The 17159-nt window shown below is 63.3% G+C and carries 15 protein-coding genes; 10 read left to right on the top strand and 5 right to left on the bottom strand.

What is annotated here, in order from left to right:
* Positions 1-99 precede the first annotated feature (99 nt).
* The 8 genes from rimP (at position 100) to KG722_RS02710 (ending at position 9590) form a co-directional block, all read left to right on the top strand.
* Complete coding sequence (gene rimP / locus KG722_RS02745; RefSeq protein WP_213269249.1) at positions 100-699, top strand: ribosome maturation factor RimP; 600 nt, start codon at positions 100-102, stop codon at positions 697-699.
* Entirely contained in the window at positions 696-2465 is a 1770-nt protein-coding gene (nusA, locus tag KG722_RS02740; RefSeq protein WP_213269247.1) for a transcription termination factor NusA, read from the top strand. Before rimP ends, nusA begins: the two co-directional genes overlap by 4 nt.
* A complete protein-coding gene (locus tag KG722_RS02735) occupies positions 2440-3126 on the top strand; it encodes an RNA-binding protein (RefSeq protein ID WP_213269245.1) in 687 nt (228 codons plus the stop codon). Before nusA ends, KG722_RS02735 begins: the two co-directional genes overlap by 26 nt.
* Positions 3127-3181: 55 nt before the next feature.
* Complete coding sequence (infB, locus tag KG722_RS02730; RefSeq protein ID WP_213269244.1) at positions 3182-5746, top strand: translation initiation factor IF-2; 2565 nt, start codon at positions 3182-3184, stop codon at positions 5744-5746.
* 9 nt (positions 5747-5755) lie between these two features.
* On the top strand, positions 5756-6163 hold the full coding sequence (gene rbfA / locus KG722_RS02725; protein WP_213269242.1) for a 30S ribosome-binding factor RbfA: 408 nt from the start codon (positions 5756-5758) through the stop codon (positions 6161-6163).
* 96 nt (positions 6164-6259) lie between these two features.
* On the top strand, positions 6260-6883 hold the full coding sequence (locus tag KG722_RS02720; protein ID WP_213269241.1) for a hypothetical protein: 624 nt from the start codon (positions 6260-6262) through the stop codon (positions 6881-6883).
* Between the two features lie 132 nt (positions 6884-7015).
* Entirely contained in the window at positions 7016-7957 is a 942-nt protein-coding gene (gene truB, locus KG722_RS02715; protein ID WP_213269240.1) for a tRNA pseudouridine(55) synthase TruB, read from the top strand.
* A 727-nt stretch (positions 7958-8684) separates the two neighbouring features.
* A complete protein-coding gene (locus tag KG722_RS02710; protein ID WP_213269239.1) occupies positions 8685-9590 on the top strand; it encodes a metallophosphoesterase in 906 nt (301 codons plus the stop codon).
* Positions 9591-9623: 33 nt separating this feature from the next.
* On the opposite strand, the gene KG722_RS02705 is transcribed toward KG722_RS02710, so the two are convergent.
* From KG722_RS02705 to KG722_RS02695, 3 genes are all read right to left on the bottom strand, one after another.
* The gene (locus KG722_RS02705; RefSeq protein WP_213269238.1) at positions 9624-10097 is read right to left on the bottom strand and encodes a VOC family protein; all 474 of its coding nucleotides are present in this window, start codon (positions 10095-10097) and stop codon (positions 9624-9626) included.
* Entirely contained in the window at positions 10094-10552 is a 459-nt protein-coding gene (locus tag KG722_RS02700) for a hypothetical protein (protein WP_213269237.1), read from the bottom strand. Before KG722_RS02700 ends, KG722_RS02705 begins: the two co-directional genes overlap by 4 nt.
* Before the next feature lie 82 nt (positions 10553-10634).
* Positions 10635-11519 (bottom strand): methylated-DNA--[protein]-cysteine S-methyltransferase, encoded by an 885-nt coding sequence (locus KG722_RS02695; RefSeq protein ID WP_213269236.1) that lies wholly within the window; start codon positions 11517-11519, stop codon positions 10635-10637.
* Positions 11520-11660: 141 nt separating this feature from the next.
* Between KG722_RS02695 and KG722_RS02690 the strand changes: the two genes are divergently transcribed.
* Both KG722_RS02690 and KG722_RS02685 read left to right on the top strand, forming a co-directional pair.
* A complete protein-coding gene (locus tag KG722_RS02690) occupies positions 11661-12608 on the top strand; it encodes a glutathione S-transferase (protein WP_213269235.1) in 948 nt (315 codons plus the stop codon).
* Positions 12609-12670: 62 nt separating this feature from the next.
* Entirely contained in the window at positions 12671-13642 is a 972-nt protein-coding gene (locus tag KG722_RS02685; RefSeq protein ID WP_213269233.1) for a cyclase family protein, read from the top strand.
* Between the two features lie 4 nt (positions 13643-13646).
* Here KG722_RS02685 and KG722_RS02680 read toward each other — a convergent pair whose 3' ends face one another.
* On the bottom strand, positions 13647-14474 hold the full coding sequence (locus KG722_RS02680; protein ID WP_213269231.1) for an alpha/beta hydrolase: 828 nt from the start codon (positions 14472-14474) through the stop codon (positions 13647-13649).
* Between the two features lie 137 nt (positions 14475-14611).
* Positions 14612-17095: a TonB-dependent receptor gene (locus KG722_RS02675; protein WP_213269229.1), complete on the bottom strand. Its 2484-nt coding sequence runs from the start codon at positions 17093-17095 to the stop codon at positions 14612-14614.
* Between the last annotated feature and the right edge of the window lie 64 nt (positions 17096-17159).

Below are 17159 nucleotides of genomic sequence, written 5' to 3'. Positions count from 1 at the left end.
TACAATTGCGACTATCTAGCCGCCAAGTCGAAATATATCGGCGGCGGGTCCGGAAACGGGTCCGCCGTTTTTCTTTAGTCTGGAGCCTGCCCTCTACACATGATCGTTCTGACTGAACAGGAACGCCGCCTTCTCTCCCTGGTCCAGCCGGTGGCTGAGGGCCTCGGCATGGAAATCGTGCGCCTGCGCGTCCAGGGCGGACGCCGTCCGCACCTGCAGATCATGGCAGAACGGGCAGGGGGCGCGCCAACCGGTATCGAAGATTGCGCGCGCCTCTCGCGTGGCATGTCCCCGGTACTTGAGGCGGCAGACCCCATTCCTGAGGCTTACACACTCGAAGTGTCGACGCCTGGAATTGACCGCCCTCTGACCCGGCCGGGAGATTTCGCTCGGTGGATCGGTCACGCGGTACGTATTGAGCTGGCGCGCCCCATTGATGGCCGCCGCCGTTTTACGGGCTCGATCACGGGCGAAGATGATGACGGCGCTCATATTGAGCTCGACGATGAGACAAAGCTTGTGGCGGCCGTCCATGAGATGAGCCGGGCGAGCCTCGTGCTGACCGACGAACTTATCGAAGCCGCGCGTGCCGCAGGAAACCTGCCGCCGCAGCCTGAAGAAGACGAAGCATCCCTCGCCGATTTTGAGATCGACGAGTCCGAAGACGAAGAAGACCCAGAGACAGGAGATGTCCAATGAGCGCCGGCGTATCAGCCAACAGGCTCGAAATCCTCCAGATCGCCAAAGCAGTGGCGGAGGAGAAGTCGATTGACCAGCGTATCGTCATTGAGGCGATGCAGGAAGCCATCGAGAAGGCTGCCAAGGCCAAGTACGGCCAGGAGCACGATATCCGCGCCAAGATCGACCCGGTAACGGGCGAGCAGACGCTTTGGCGCGTTCAGACGGTTGCGGACGACGAAACCTTCGAAGACGAAGCCAAGCAGCTGCGTCTTTCCGAAGCCAAGAAGATCGATGCGACCCTCGTTGCCGGCAGCGAGCTCAAGGAAGAGCTCCCGCCTTTCGACTTTGGCCGCGTCGCTGCCCAGACGGCCAAGCAGGTCATCACGCAGAAAGTGCGCGATGCCGAGCGCGAGCGCCAGTATAACGAATACAAGGACCGCGTCGGCGAGATCGTCTCCGGCATCGTTAAGCGCGTTGAGTATGGCCACGTGATCGTGGACCTCGGCCGCGCCGAAGGCATCATCCGCCGCAATGATGGTATCCCGCGCGAGAACTTCCAGCCTAACGACCGCGTCCGCGCTTACCTTTACAAGGTGAGCCGCGAAGTGAAGGGCCCGCAGATTTTCCTCTCCCGCGCCGCGCCGGACTTCATGAAGAAGCTCTTCGCGCAGGAGGTGCCGGAAGTTTATGAGGGCGTCATCCAGATCAAGGCCTGTGCCCGTGACCCGGGTTCGCGCGCCAAGATCGGCGTGATTTCCAACGACTCCTCGATCGATCCCGTCGGCGCCTGCGTCGGTATGCGGGGCGCACGCGTCCAGGCGGTTGTCGGCGAGCTTTCGGGCGAGAAGATTGACATAATTCCGTGGAGCTTCGATGCAGCAACGTTCATCGTGAACGGTCTGCAGCCCGCCGAAGTATCCAAGGTCGTCCTGGACGAGGACGAGCGCCGCGTCGAAGTGGTCGTGGCAGATGATCAGTTCCCGCTGGCCATTGGCCGCCGCGGTCAGAACGTCCGTCTCGCCTCCCAGCTGACCGGCTGGCAGATCGACCTGATCACCGAATCGGCCGACTCCGAACGCTTCCAGAAGGAATTCCAGGAGCGGACCGAGCTGTTCATGAAGGCTCTGGATGCGGACGAAACGCTTGCCCAGCTGCTGGCTTCTGAAGGCTTTGAATCGGTTGAAGAGATCGCATTTGTTGCGTCCGACGACTTCATCACCATTGAAGGCTTCGACAAGGACGTGGCCGAAGAGCTCCAGGAGCGTGCCCGCGAGTACCTCGATCGCGTTGCGGCCGAGAACGACGCCAAGCGCAAGGAACTCGGTGTGACCGATGAAGTCATGGAGCTGGAGGGCGTCACACCATCCTTTGCCGTGAAACTTGGCGAGCAGGGCGTAAAGACCGTGGAAGATGTTGCCGGCCTCGTGCCTGACGACATCACCGGCTACCGTGAACCGGGCCCGGATGGAAAGCCGGTCTGGGTCGAGGGCATCCTCAAGAAGGGCGAGATGCGCAAGGACGACGCCAACCTGTTCGTCATGAAGGCGCGTGTTGCCGCTGGTTGGATCGAGCCCGAAGCGATTGAAGAGATGCTGGCACAGCAACAGTCGACCGAGCCTGCTCCGGAGCTGACCGAGGAGGAGCGTGCGCTCCTCGCGCTCGGCGAACTGGGTAATTCGGGCCATGATGATGAAGACGAAGAGACCCTCGCCGAAGAGCTCGGCATAGATCTCTCCGAACTTGAATCGGAGGGCGGTGATGACGGAGCCGCATCCCGAGAGTGATCCCCGACTGATCGCAGACAATGCTGAAGATGGCCTGGGCGAGGAAGATGCTTCCTCGCCTGAGCGCCAGTGCGCGGTTACGCGGGAGCGGCTGCCCAAGGCAGCCATGCTTCGCTTTGTGCTGTCTCCGGACGGTGTCGTGACGCCGGACATTCTGGAGCGGCTGCCGGGCAGGGGCGTATGGGTCAAGGCCGAGCGCGGCGCGGTTGACCTCGCTGCGAAGAAGGGCGCGTTCGCCCGGGGCTTCAAATCGCAGGTCACCATTCCGGAAGGTCTCTCCGGTCTGATTGAGCGCCTGCTGCTGAAGCGGTGCGTGGACACGCTCAGCCTTGCGCGCAAGGCCGGACAGGCCATATGTGGGTTTGATCAGGTGCGCGACGCATTACGCGGCGGCTGCCCCGCCTTCCTTCTGGAAGCGGCAGACGGCGCGGAAGATGGCCGCTCAAAGGTATATTTTCTCGCAAAAGCTCTATATAGGGACGTGAAAGTCGCCGGAGCGCTCAGCGCGCCTGAATTGGGCATGGCATTTGGACGCGACCGTGTGATACACGGGCTCGTCCGCAGGGGGGCCATCGCGGAGACTTGGGGAGTTGCCTATGGGCGACTGACCGGGTTTCGCGAGGCTCCAGAATTGACCTGGTTCCAGGAAACGGACGGGTAGCGGAAACAGCCGGAACGCAGAGGCGTTCCGGTGTAATATGTGATATGTAGGACGAATGAGCGATACGAACGATCAAGGCAATTCCGGCGGACGCAAGCCGCTGACCGTGGTGCGGAAGACTTCCGGTACGGTCAAGCAAAGCTTCAGCCATGGGCGCTCCAAGCAGGTTGTTGTGGAGACCAAGAAGCGTCGCCCGGTTTCCGCCGGCGGACAGGGAGGATCCGGCGATTCCGATCCATCCACACCGTCCGCATCGGATGTGATGGAAGCCAAGCTTGTGGCGCTCGCCGCAAAGCTCGGCATTACCGTTGCCGAGCTCAAGGCGCGCCAGAAAGTGCTCGAGCAGCGCAAGGCTGAAGAAGCCTCCCGCGCCAAGGACACAGAGGCCGAACGGGCGGCGCAGGATCGTCTGCGTACCGAGCAGGAACGCAAGCAGCAGGAAGCGCGTGAGCGCGAAGAGGCCGAGGTGCGCCGCCGTGCCGAGGAAGAAGCTGCCAAGCTCGCCGAAGCCAGCGCCCGTGAACTCGTCGACCGTCCGTCCAAGGCGCCGCGCGCCGCGCCGGCTGTCCAGGCACCGCCTGCCGATGACGCTGACGCCGAAGCTGGCCGCAACAAGCGCAGCAGTGGCGGCGGGGCCAGCAAGCCTGCCCGCGATGACCGCGCAGACCGTGCCCGTGAAGTGGCGACCAAGCCCTCGCGGGGTGATGCCGAACGCCGGCGTGGCAAGCTGACCATCGCTTCGGCGCTGGGCGATGATGCCGACCGCCAGCGGTCTCTGGCTTCTGTGCGCCGTGCCCGCGAACGCGAGCGCGAACGCCGGGTTGGCGGCGCTGACCAGCGCGACAAGGCCTCGATCGAGGTCACGCTGCCGGAAACCATTTCGCTGCAGGATCTCGCCCAGCGGATGAACGAGCGCGTCGCCGACGTCGTGAAGTTCATGTTCAAACAGGGCGAAATGCTTCGCGGCAACGATATCGTCGACGCCGACATGGCGGAACTTATCGCCGGCGAATTCGGCCATTCGGTAAAACGCGTGTCCGAAGCGGACGTCGAGATCGGCCTTGAAGGCGCCGATGACCGCGTGGAAGACCTCAAGCCTCGCGCACCCATTGTGACCATCATGGGTCATGTCGATCACGGCAAGACGTCACTGCTCGACGCGCTGCGCAAGACCGACGTGGTCTCGGGCGAAGCCGGCGGCATTACGCAGCATATCGGCGCTTACCAGGTGCAGTTGAAATCGGGCGAGCGGATCACCTTCCTGGATACTCCGGGTCATGCCGCCTTCACGGCGATGCGTGCGCGTGGTGCCAATGCAACCGATATTGCGATCCTCGTAGTGGCTTCCAACGATTCGGTGATGCCGCAGACGATCGAGTCCATCAATCACGCGAAGGCCGCCGGCGTTCCGATCATCGTGGCTGTTACCAAGACCGACCTCTATGACGCAAATCCCGACAAGGTCCTGACCGACCTCCTCCAGCACGACATCCAGGTTGAATCGATGGGCGGCGTCACGATGGCCATCAAGGTTTCGGCCAAGACCGGTGAAGGTCTTGACGAACTGACAGATGCCATCTCGCTGCAGGCTGAAGTGCTCGAACTGAAAGCCAACCCGAACCGTGAAGCCGACGGTGTGGTGATCGAATCCAAGCTAGACAAGGGCCGTGGCCCGGTCGCGACCGTTCTGATCAAGCGCGGCACCCTCAAGCGCGGCGACATTGTCGTGGCCGGCGCCCAGTGGGGCAAGGTGCGCGCGCTCGTGGACGAGCGCGGCCAACAACTCGCCGAAGCCGGTCCGTCGCTTCCCGTCGAGGTGCTCGGCCTTGATGGCGCGCCTGATCCGGGTGACGCATTCGTCGTGGTGGACAGCGAAGCGCGGGCCCGCGAGATCACGGAATACCGTGTGCGGACCAAGCGCCAGGTGGCCGGAAATGCGTCGGTTGCGGCGCGTGCCTCACTCGACCAGCTGATGAACCGTCTCAAGGATGGCGCTATCGTCACCAGTGAACTTCCCATCGTTCTCAAGGGCGATGTGCAGGGCTCCGTCGAAGCAATCAGCATGTCGCTGGACAAGATTTCGACCGAGGAAGTCCGCGCAAAGGTTATCCATGGCGCGGTCGGCGGTATTTCCGAATCCGATGTGCTGCTCGCCCGCTCATCGAATGCACCCATCTTTGCCTTCAACGTGCGTGCCAACAAACAGGCGCGGGAACTGGCAGAGCGTGAAGGTGTCGAGATCCGTTACTACTCGATCATCTATGATCTGCTCGACGATGTGAAATCGACCCTTTCGGGAATGCTGGCGCCGGAGAAGCGCGAGACCTTCCTTGGTTATGCCGATATCCTGGAAGTCTTCAATATCACGAAGGTCGGCAAGGTTGCCGGTTGCCGGATTTCCGAAGGCAAGGTCCTGCGGGGCTGCGGTGTGCGCTTGCTGCGCGACAACATCGTCATCCACGAAGGCAAGCTCAAGACGCTCAAGCGCTTCAAGGACGAAGTGTCCGAGGTCAATGCCGGTATGGAATGCGGCATGGCATTCGAGCGGTATGACGACATCCGTGTCGGAGACAAGATCGAGTGCTTCCAGGTCGAGGAAATCGCAAGGACGCTTGCGTAACCTCTCACCATGGCCCGCCGCCCGACACCTCCCGGACTTCCTTCCCAGCGCCAGTTGCGTGCTGGGGAGATCATCCGCCACGCCCTGGCCGAGATCATCTCGCGCGAGGACTTCCGCGATCCTGACCTCACCAATGTAATCGTTACGGTGGGGGAGGTACGCTGCTCGCCCGATCTCAAGCATGCCAACATCTTCGTCACCCCGCTGGGGGATGAGTCCGAGGAAGGCCGCAAGCGGCTCACCGATGCTCTGACCCGGGCGAAGGGTTTCCTGCGCGCGCGGCTCGGCCGCGAGATCGAACTCAAATTCACGCCTGAGCTTCACTTCATTGCCGATGCTTCCTATGATGAAGCCACGGCGATTGATCGGCTGCTGAACGATCCGCGGGTTCGCCGGGATGTCGAGAGCGAAGGCTGAAGGCAGGCGGGCGCCGTTTTTCTGCCTTTTTGCTTTGTCATTTGACAGGATGGAGGGGCCCAGCCAGCCCTGCACACAGGGTAATCGGGGCTCAGAATGGACCGACAGACACTCGACATGGAAGGCGCCCGTCAGGGCGAGGTATCGGCCGCATCGCTGCAGTTGGGCGACGATACGATTGCCATCCGCCGCATCGCGACCATGTCGGTCGAGCGCCATGAGTTTGCCCCCTGGGACACCCCGCGCAACCGCAAGACCCAAGGCGTGTACGCCACCTTGTGTGTTTCGCTGCTGTTTTTTGGCCTGCTCGGGCTTGGCTGGTGGGCGCTTCGCCCCGGTCAGGGCGACGGCGTCATTGGCCTCTTTGCCGGGATCGGCATGCTGTTCCTGGGCGTGCTGCTGGGCATCAGGGCGGCCATGATTGCGGTGATGCTGAAGAAGCGTGAGCCTTATTACAGGTTGCTGATCGGGACATCGGATGGCCGCCAGATTCCGCTGGTGGACAATAACCGCGACGTGCTTGTGAAGGTTCGGGATGTGGTGCGCTACAAGCTCGATACTTCCGACACCTCGATCACCGGCGATTTTGACCTCAACCTCGACAGAGTGAACCTTCGCCTGCCAAAGGGTGCCGCGATGGGCGCGGCTACGCCTGCTCCGGAGCCGCAGCCTGCTTCGCTGGAAGACGATGTTTTTGACGGGCCCCGCCTGACATATTGAAACTTCGAGTGCCCGGCAGCAGTGCGGGCGATTGACTATGCCGCCGTCTCGCGCATAAGCGCGCCAGCAAATCCCATTCCCTCGCCGGCCTGAGCGTTCGAACCGCCTAGCCAGGCCATTCCGGAGAGCATCTTGGCCCGCCAACGTAAGCGCAAAGGCGAGCCCGTTACGGGCTGGATCAATCTTTTCAAGCCGGTCGATATGACCTCCACCCAGGCGGTGGCGATCATCAAGCGGCTCTACAATGCCGAGAAGGTGGGCCATGGCGGAACGCTTGATCCGTTGGCGGACGGCATCCTCCCGATAGCGCTCGGACAGGCGACCAAGACGGTCCAGTGGGCGATGGACGCGCACAAGGAATATGTTTTCACCATCCGCTGGGGGATCTCGACCGCCAGCCAGGACGCCGAAGCCGACATCACCGCCACCTCCGATGTACGCCCGGAGCGCGCCGCCATCGAGGAGGCACTCAAGTCCTTTGTCGGCACAATTTCGCAGGTGCCGCCGAAATACTCCGCCATCAAGGTGGCGGGGGAACGCGCCTATGACCTCGCCCGGGAAGGGGAGGCATTCGAACTCGAAGCGCGCGAGGTGGACGTTCACGCCGCCAGCGTCATCGGCATGCCGGACGCAGACCATACAGTGATCCATGTCGTTTCGGGCAAGGGCTTTTATGTGCGCGCACTGGCGCGGGACCTTGCCGTTGACCTGGGGGCGGAAGGCCACATCACCCAGCTGCGCCGCAACCGGGTAGGCGCCTTCGGGGCGCAGGCGGCGATCTCCATTGCCGATCTTGAGGCGCTGAAGGAGGACAAGTCCGCCCTGATGGCGCGTCTGCAGCCCCTGCATGCGGTGCTCTCGGGCATGCCGCAGGTGCAGGTGAGCCCGCATGACGCGGCCAATATTCGCCAGGGCCGCTCGGTTGTCCTTCTGCCGCATGTGGTGGAGGGCTGGCGCGCAGGCCGCAAGGATGAAGGCGACCGCGTGGCGCTGGCGCTGGCAGGTGAGGAAGCCGTCGCGTTGGGTGAAGTGCGGGCCGGCCAGTTCGAACCGGTGCGCGTCTTCGCCGGATAATCGAGCATTGGAAGGCCTGGGCGCCGTCCGCGTCGGGTGCGCCGAAAATCCATACATCTGTATCCGGACTGGCGGAGCCATCCGGGTTCCGAGCAGTTGGGGCGGCTCCTGAAGTGGAGCCTGCGATGCGGAGCCGCGGCGCTCGGGGATTAGGTTTAGGTTGAGGAGTGAGCGCTTTCGCCCGCCGCGCACTGCCAGCGTAGTTTCGGGCGGTTTTCGGGATGACTTCGGCGCTGCCAGGCCTTGACCGCCCTTCGGCTAATCGCAGTGCAACTGCTGATCCTCGGAGCCGCTCACATCCTCCGGTGCGACCTTCCTCACAAACCAAACAGTACCGGCGCGGCTTCTGTGAAGAGGATGCGCCTGATGTGTGGGAGCAAGGGACCCGGGCGGATAAGTTTTCTTTGCCAGCGGAGAGAAGGTCCCGGCTCTGCGGCCACTGCGCGGCTCTTGACCCTGGGGGGCGGGCTCCCCTCTGCAACCCCAAGATAGCAGATCTTCAACAGACAGGGGTTGGGGTAATTGTGGGAAGATGAAGGGGAGGGGGGCGCGTTGGATGGCGCTGCGCTTATTCGCGCTGCCGCAGCCTTCACTTCCAACCCTCTCCCATTTTATGGCAGAGTTTGGGCGTCACAAAATCTTCGTCGGGATGTGTCATCTCAGGGGTTTCCCATGGGGGTGCCTGCGACTAGACATCGTGCGATTGATCACCCGAGAGATAGTTTTGATGATCCATTTCCGTTCGCAGCCCCTGAAGAGCCTTGTTGTCGCGGCGCAGTTGGTGGCGCTTTCCCTCGTATCGGCCTGCGCCATAACGGGCCCGGTGGCGCAGCAGGACGATGCGGCGGTACGCTTTGCCGTGCTCGGTGACGGTGAACCCAAGCCGCTGGCTGAGTTTCCGAACATGGCGGCGGCTGTGGCGGACGTGAATGCGCTGGCAGAGCGGCAGGAAATCGACTTTGTCGTCGGCGTTGGTGACATCGCCCATAAGGGTACGCTCATCCAGTATGAGGCAGCCACGCCCGTGCTTCAGGCGCTGAAGCAGCCTTTCTATCCGATCATGGGGAACGAGGAATTCAACACCACCGAAGAGCGCTTTCTTGAATACGCCAATCGCTGGAATGACGGTAAAGCGACCTTCACCAGCCGCCGCTATGTTCAGGATGCCGGACCGGTGGTAATGGTCTATGCCTCGCCGGATTTCAGCCGCGACTTCCATGATGAAGGAATCGACTGGATGCTGGCGCAGCTTCAGGCGGCTGCGCCGAAGCCCGTGATGCTGGTGGTGCACGGCGCGCAGGTAGGGGTCTATCCGGAGAATGCCGAGAAGGGCATCGCCAACCCCCGCTTTGCCGAAGTCGTCGCCCAGCGTAATCTCGCTGCCGTGATTTCCGGCGACCTCCACATGGACATGGACCGCGTGGACCATTCAAAGCAGATCGGCCAGGTGCATTATCTGCACATCCCCGCGCTAGAGCGCACCAAGATCCCTGACGAGACAAACCACACGCCGATGTTCCGCGTGTTCACTGTTACCGAGGGAGGCGAAGTGGTCGTCGACACGTATGAGGTGGGCAATCCCGCGGCGCTGGACCGTCATTCCTACAGGTTTGATCTTCCCGCCACGGAATAAGCCGATATCAGAACCCGGACAGGAGCAGGCTTGCTACCAGGCCCCGATATTCGGCGCGCTAGCCCAGGGCTCTTGCGGGGCTTGGGGTTTGCCCTTCTGGAGGAGTTCTATGGAGATGCCGTCGGGAGAGCGGATAAAGGTCATGCGGCCGTCGCGGGGCGGGCGGTTGATCGGCACGCCGAGATCGGCGAAGCGCTGGGTGGCGGCGTAGATGTCTTCGACCTGATAGGCGAGGTGGCCGAAATTGCGCCCGCCCGAATAGTCCTTCTCGTCCCAATTATAAGTCAGCTCGATCATCGGGATGTTGAGCGATGTGGGGGAGGCGCCTTCGGGGACCCCGCCACCCCGTTCAATGTCGGCCGGGGCGGCGAGGAAGACGAGGGTGAACCGCCCTGCTTCATTGTCATAGCGGGTGACTTCGGCAAGGCCGAGGCCCTCGCAGAAGAAACGCTTGGCCGCATCGATGTCTCCGACGCGGATCATGGTGTGGAGGAATTCAGGGCTCATGAATGGGCGTCCTTCAGATTACGGATGACCTGCCGCAGGTTTGGCGGCATCAGGGTGTAGTAGCGGCGCATGGCGATGGCGAGGATCAGGATCGAGAGAGCCATGAAGGCGAGGAAGAAGCTGAACGTATGGATCAGCGTGCCCTGCTCGAAGACGGGCGAGCCACCCGAGAGGCGCCAGAAGGTCTGCCAGACGGAATTATACACGCTGGAGAGCGGCGGCAGGCCGACCGCGAGAAAGGCGCCGCAGGTATAGATATAGGTCGCTGCGCGCGGTCCCTCGGCGCGGACATAGAGATCGGTGAACTCTTTCTCGTCGACATGGGCGGGAAGCTCGCCGCTTTCCTTGCGCAGGGCGAGGAGCTGAGGCGCGAAATCCTTCGCCTGTTTCCAGCGCCAGGCGATATGGGCGCCCCACAGGAGAATGGCCGCCAGGAGGAGATAGTAGAGCCACATGGGTCAGGTCCGCTTCCAGGCCACACCGGGGCCCTTTTCGTTGGCGCCCGCAGCTGGCCGGCCGGCGCGCCGGAAGGACGCATCAGGCCAGACGGGCGCGTTCGTATACCAGCATGGCGCGCTTGCGCGCCACACCCCAATGATAGTTATGCAGCCGGCCATCGGCTGCAAGGGCCCGGTGGCAGGGGATGAACCAGCTGACCGGGTTGGCGCCCACGGCTGCGCCGACGGCGCGGGCAGCTTTGGGCGCCTCGACGGCGGCGGCCAGATGGCCATAGGTGCAGGTTTTACCGACCGGAATCTCCAGGAGGGCACGCCAGACCTGGCGCCGAAAAGGGGTGCCATAGAGGCACACGGGCAGGGGCTGGCCTTCCTCGAACACGTCGCGTGCCATGCGCCCGGCGAGACCGTCATCACGCCTAATTGAAGCGGCCGGATAGCGGGCGGCGAGGTTTGCGAAGGCGTCTTCCTCGCTGCGGCCCTGATGCTCGAAGCCGGTGCGCGGGGCGGCGTCCTCGTCGATGAAGCCGAGCGCGATGAGGCCGCGTGGGCCGATCAGCCAGGCGCCCATACCAAAGGGGGTGGGGGCCTTGCCAAGGTTGAGATTGGCGCCACGGCCGCCGGATTTGGCTTCGCCGGGGGTGAGGCCTTCATGGGCGATGAACAGGTCATGCAGGCGGCCCGGGCCGGAGAGGCCGGTCTCGAGGCTGGCGTCGAGCACGCTGGCGCCCTGGCGCAGGAGATCGCCGGCCACGCCATGGGCGAGCGCGCCCTGGAACTGTTTGGGGCTGATGCCGGCCCAGCGGGTGAATTCGCGCTGGAAATGGTGGGGGGAGAGGCCCATGGCACGGGCAGCGGCGTCAAGGTCGGGCCAGTCCTGCCAGGTATCGCCGAGCCATTCGAGGGCCCGGGCCATGCGTTCATAGGCGCGGGCGCGGTCGTCGAGGGGGAAGGATGTGTCTGCCATGGGGAGAGTGTGCCGGAGGGGCCAAACCGGCGCCACCCGATTCTTGCCGCAAGGTGAGGGCGGTGTTTACACTTTCCTGCAAACAGGAACGCGCGCAAAGTGCGCACCCAAAAGCAGACCCCGGGAGGCTAGACGGTTACCATGGCGGACGCCCGCACGATCATCCTGCATGAGTATCCTGCCTCGCCCTATGCCGAGAAGGTGCGTCTTACTCTTCGCCTTAAGAACCTTGCCTATGCGCGCGTCGAGCAGCCCTCGATCATGCCAAAGCCCGGCCTCGTCCCGCTGACGGGCGGCTACCGGCGCATTCCGGTGCTGCAGATCGGGGCCGACATCTACTGCGACACGGCGATCATCCTGCGGGAGCTGGAGGTGCGCTATCCCATGGCGGCGCTGAAGCTGGCGGGCCATGAGGGACTGGCGCAGATGGTGGCCGGATGGACCGATGGGCGGTGGTTCCAGTCGTCGGTGGCTGTGATCTTCGGCGAGATCGGGGACAATGTGCCCGAGGCGTTCATCAAGGACCGCGAGCAGCTTTCGGGCCGGCCGTTCAATGTGGCGGGCATGAAGGCGGTGGCGCCGATGATGCGCGACCAGTGGCGCGCGCGGCTGATGCTGCTGGAGGAGCGCCTCGCGGGCGCCAAGGGCGCGGGCGGCGGGCTCTACCTGATCGGCGCCAAGCCTGGCTTTGTCGATGTGCATGCCTACATGAATGTGTGGTGGATGAAGCAGGCGGTGCCCGCCTTTGCGGACGCCTGTTTCGAGAGCGCGCCACTGACGCGGGCCTGGTATGACCGGCTGACCGAGGTGGAAGGGCAGACGCCCGAGACGATTACCCCTGCGCAGGCGGTGGCGATTGCCAAGGATGCCGCGCCGCGCCTCGTGGCAGCGACGACGCGGAATGAGCCCCAGGGCTTTGCGCCGGGCGAGCATGTGGCGGTCGCGCCCGATGACTACGGGCAGGACTGGGTGGAGGGCGAGCTGGTGCACGCTGACAGCCAGCGCGTGATCCTGCAGCGGATCAGCCCGGAGGCCGAAACGCTGCACGTGCATTTCCCGCGGGCGGGGTTCCTGCTGCGCCGCGCGTGAGAGCGCTTGCACGCTGAGACGGGTGGGGTAGGCTTCTTCCAAAGACATAACGGGAGGAAGCGATGAAGACGATCCTGATGGCAGCGGTGCTGGGGCTTGCGGCGTGCGGGCATATGGCGGCAGATGAGGCGGCACCGGCCGCGCCGGGCGCAAAGCCTGAGGTGAAGGAGGTCTGGTATCCTTCCCGCTATGGCGCTGATGACCGGATCGGGGCGCTGAACCTGCTCTCGCCGGAGAAGACGGCCGAGGCCGCCAGGCTGATCACCACCGGCAAGACATATTCGCTGGGGCAGGTGACCGGGCGCAAGACGCCGGCCTATGGCCCGCGCAGCTTTTCGATGACAATCCTTCAGCTGTCGGATGGTTCGGGTACCCCGCTCGGCGAGAACAAGGCGGTGGGGAATGATGACCTCGTCAACACCTATGTCGGCATCGGCAGCCAGATCGACGGGCTCGGGCATATGGGCATCGATCACCGCTATTATAACGGCGTGCCGGTCGCCGACTTTGTAACGACGGGCGGGCTGACGCAGTTCGGGACGCATGACATTCCGCCGATTGCGACGCGCGGCGTGCTGCTGGACATGACCAAACAGTTCGGCAGCCCGGTGCCGGCGGGCACGGCGTTCAACAAGGCCGAGATCGATGCGGCAATGCGCGCGGCGGGCGTGACCATCGGGGAAGGGGATGTGGTCCTGTTCCATACCGGCACCATGAAGGCGCAGGAGGGCTCAGCTGAGCTTTCCCCGGTAGAGCCAGGCCTTGGGGTTGAGGGCGCGCAGTATCTGGCCGACCTTGGCGCGGTGGCGATTGGCGCTGACACATGGGCGCTGGAAGTAATCCCGTTTGAGGTCGAGTCGCGGCCATTTGACGTTCACCTGACGCTGCTGGCGAAGAATGGCGTTTACATCCTCGAGAACATGGTAACGCATGACCTCGCTCAAGACGGGGTGAGCGAGTTCTTCTTCACTCTGGGGGCGCCGCGCCTCGAAGGCGCGGTTCAGGCCATCATCAATCCGGTAGCGATCCGCTGACGGATCATTCCTTGAGGAAGGCGGTGATCTCGGCTGCAAGTGTTTCCGACAGTGCGTCAGCCAGGTCATGGCCCCAACCGGGAAGCGTCTTGAAGCAGGCGCCGGAGATACGCCGGGCGATGTCTTCGCCCGCGGCCGGGCGGACCAGCGGATCATCTGCGCCGTGCAGGACCAGCGTGGGTGCGGTGATGGCACCGAGGCGTTCATGCCAGCGGGGCTGGGTCTGAATGGCCGTGAACTGACGGATGACGCCGAAGGGCCGGTCGGAGCGGCGGAAGTCCTCGATCGCGTTCTGGCGGATCACATCCGCGCTGTTGCGCAGGTGGGGCGCCGAGCCGATGGCGTGCTGGGCCATGACGGCAATCTCGCCAATTGCCTCTGCCGTGCGCTGGAGCGGCACCGCGGTGAGCGCGGCAAGGGCTTCCTGTGAGGGCGGAGGAAGGTTTGGCGCGCCCGAAGTCGTCATCATGGCGACGAGCTTGTTGACCTTGTGGGCGTGATCAAGCGCCATCAGCTGGGCAATCATGCCCCCCATCGACATGCCCACGATATGCGCGCGCTCAATCCCGAGCGCGTCGAGCAGGCCGGCGGCATCGGCCGCAAGATCGTTCAGGGTATAGCTGGATAAGCCGCCCATTTCCTGGGAAAGGCCGATGTCGCGATTGTCAAACCAGATGACATGGAAACCGGCATCGGCAAGCCGCTGGCGGAAAGCTAGCGGCCAGCGGGTCATCTGGAAGGCAAAGCCCATGATCAGGAGGATCGCCGGATCACTGGGATTTCCCAGTGTGTCATGTTCAATTTCGATCCCGTTGGCGCGTGTGCGGGCCATGCTGGCGTTCCCCCGACTATGTTACCGTTGCGGGCGGACAGTAGGGGTACGCAGGCCAAGATCAAGCGTGCCGTGGAGGCAAAGAAAAACGCCGCCCCGGAAAGGGCGGCGTTTGTTTGTAGGCTGAAGGCCAGGCCTTAGAAGTTAAGGGTCGCCTTGGTATAGACGAAGCGACCCGAATAGCCGAACGGGCCATAGCTGGAGAAGGGCGTGTTGCCTGTTCCGTTGAAGTTGGCTGGGGCTGCATCCGGATATTCGTCCAGGATGTTATCAGCGCCCACGGCAAGGGTCAGCAGGTCGTTCCAGGTGTATCGTGCTTCAAGGTCGATGACCGTTTTGGGGTCAAGCGTGTAGTCATTGGCAGGGTTGGCGCTTGGCACCAGCACTTCGCCATAGCGGATGGCACGCAGCGTGGCGGCAAAGGGGCCGTTCGACCAGTCGAGCTGACCGGTGAACTTGTCCTTGGGCGCGCCTTCTTCCAGCGTCAGGACGTTGACGCGGCCGAAGAGAACTGGCGCCGGGCTGAGCGCTGCCAGCTGCGGAACAGCCGGGACGTCAGTCACTTCGGTCTTGTTGAAGTTGGCGCCGACCGTGCCGCGGAAGGTGCCGATTTCGGTGTCCGGGAAGGCATAGTTGGCAATGATGTCAACGCCCTGGGTTTCGGTGTCGACGCCGTTCAGGAAGAAGCGGCCGCCGCCAGACCCGATGAAGCCCTGGCCCTGAAGGAAGGCCTGAACGTTAGCTGCGGTGAGGTTTTCCGAAAGGACGATGCGGTCTTCCACATCAATCCGGTAGCCATCGACCGTGAGGTTGAAGGCGCCGGCCCGGAAGACGAATCCGAGAGCGTAGTTGATCGACTTTTCTGCATCCAGCGGCTCGGCACCGAGCGCGACCGCGACCGGATTGTCCACCGTGAAGGTGGTGATGTCGAACGGCACGCCATTGATGAAGTTGGTCGACGTGGTGGTGAAGAACTGCTGCTGCAGCGACGGGGCGCGGAATCCGTTCTGGATCGAGCCGCGGATTGCGAAGCTTTCGGTGAAGTCATACCGGGCGGCGAGCTTTCCGGTGAGGGTTTCGCCGAAGTCCGAATAGGATTCGCCGCGCAGGGCGCCGGACAGGAGCAGGGCGTCTGTGACGTTGGCTTCAACGTCGAGATAGGCGCCGATCGCGGTGCGGTCTTCGTCCTGCTCATTCTCCGGACGGAAGCCGGGGAACACCTGGGACCCTGATGCAGTCGGGTTGCCGTTCAGAAGCACGCCGCCATTGCGGTAAGAGTCGGGTTCACCTGCGAAGATCTCATAAGTTTCCTGGCGGGCTTCCACGCCCCAGGCCACGTTGAGATCAGAGGCGAGGCCGTCCATGGCGTAGCCCTTGACGAAACCAATATTGGCCACGAGCTGGGACGTCTCAAAGCCGCCGGCATCGAACGAGGTCTTGGAGGAGGGGCCGATCGACCGGTTCAGCGTATCGATGATCTGGAACTCCATCTTGTTGGAGCCATAGCCAAGCGAGGCGTCCACATCCCAGCCGGCCCAGTTGAAGCGGGCACCGCCGAGGGCGGACATGTCGGTTGTCGTCGGATTGATCTTGGGCAGGAAGCCGTTGGGATAGATTTCGATGACGTTGCGAGCGTCATTGGCGCGGCGGTAGAAGCCGGCAGAGACGGTTTCGCGGTCCTGGAAGCTGCCCCAGCCATAAAGTTCGACACCGTTCTCCAGAGTGTAACCGGCATTGGCGAAGAAGCTAAGCTGTTCCAGTTCCGGCTCACCGGTCCAGGCGTTGAAGCGGTTGATGATCGCTTCGCCTTCCGGGAAGACGCCAGGGTATTGCTGGCGGCTGTCATAGCCGGAGCGTTCGGTGTTGTTCTGGTCCTTGTACTCACCGGTGACGGTGATGAAGCCGTCTTCACCGAGGCCATAACCTTTCCAGCCGGCGACCGTCAGGATGTGACCGTCAGAGCGCTCGCGGGTGACTTCGGGGCCGGGGTTGGGCACGCCGGCCGCTGTCGGGGCGTTCACCGGGACCGTGTATTCGGTTTCGCGCCAGCCATAGCTGGCCTGGACGGCGCCGCCTGAATTGGCTTCGCGCAGGCGGACGTTGACCACGCCGGCGATGGCGTCAGAGCCGTAAAGCGCCGAGGCGCCGTCGCGCAGGACTTCCACGCCGCCGACGGCGAGGGAAGGGATGGTGTTCAGGTCAACCGCCGAAGCGCCGCGGCCGATCGTACCGTTGACGTTGACGAGGGCGGCCGAGTGGCGCCGCTTGCCGTTGACGAGAACGAGGGTCTGGTCAGGCGCGAGTCCGCGCAGGGCGGCCGGGCGCACCGAGTCGGTACCGTCGGCGAGGGCCGGGCGAGGGAAGTTGTAGGAAGGCAGGTTGACCGCGAGCGCCTGATTGAGCTCGCCGACGCCCATGTTCTGGATGGTCTCGGCGGAAACGACGTCGACCGGTGCGGCCGTGTCGAGGGCCGAGCGGTTGGCAACGCGCGTACCGACGGTGACAACGGTATCGAGCGTGCGGGAGGACTCGTCTTCCTGCTCCTGCGCGAGGGCTGGTGCAGAGACTGCTGAAAACGCGACGGCGGCTGCGGCCGCGAACAAGGCTGATTTGAATCGCATGGAAGTGTTACTCCGTGTGCATGTGTTGCCGGTGCGCCGGCGGACGGTTGTGGAAACCTAGAAT

Origin of the sequence: Hyphomonas sp., from assembly GCF_018402285.1 — a bacterium.
Lineage (GTDB): Bacteria > Pseudomonadota > Alphaproteobacteria > Caulobacterales > Hyphomonadaceae > Hyphomonas.
Note: the sequence above shows the minus strand (reverse complement) of the source record. Positions and strands in the feature narration are given on the sequence as shown.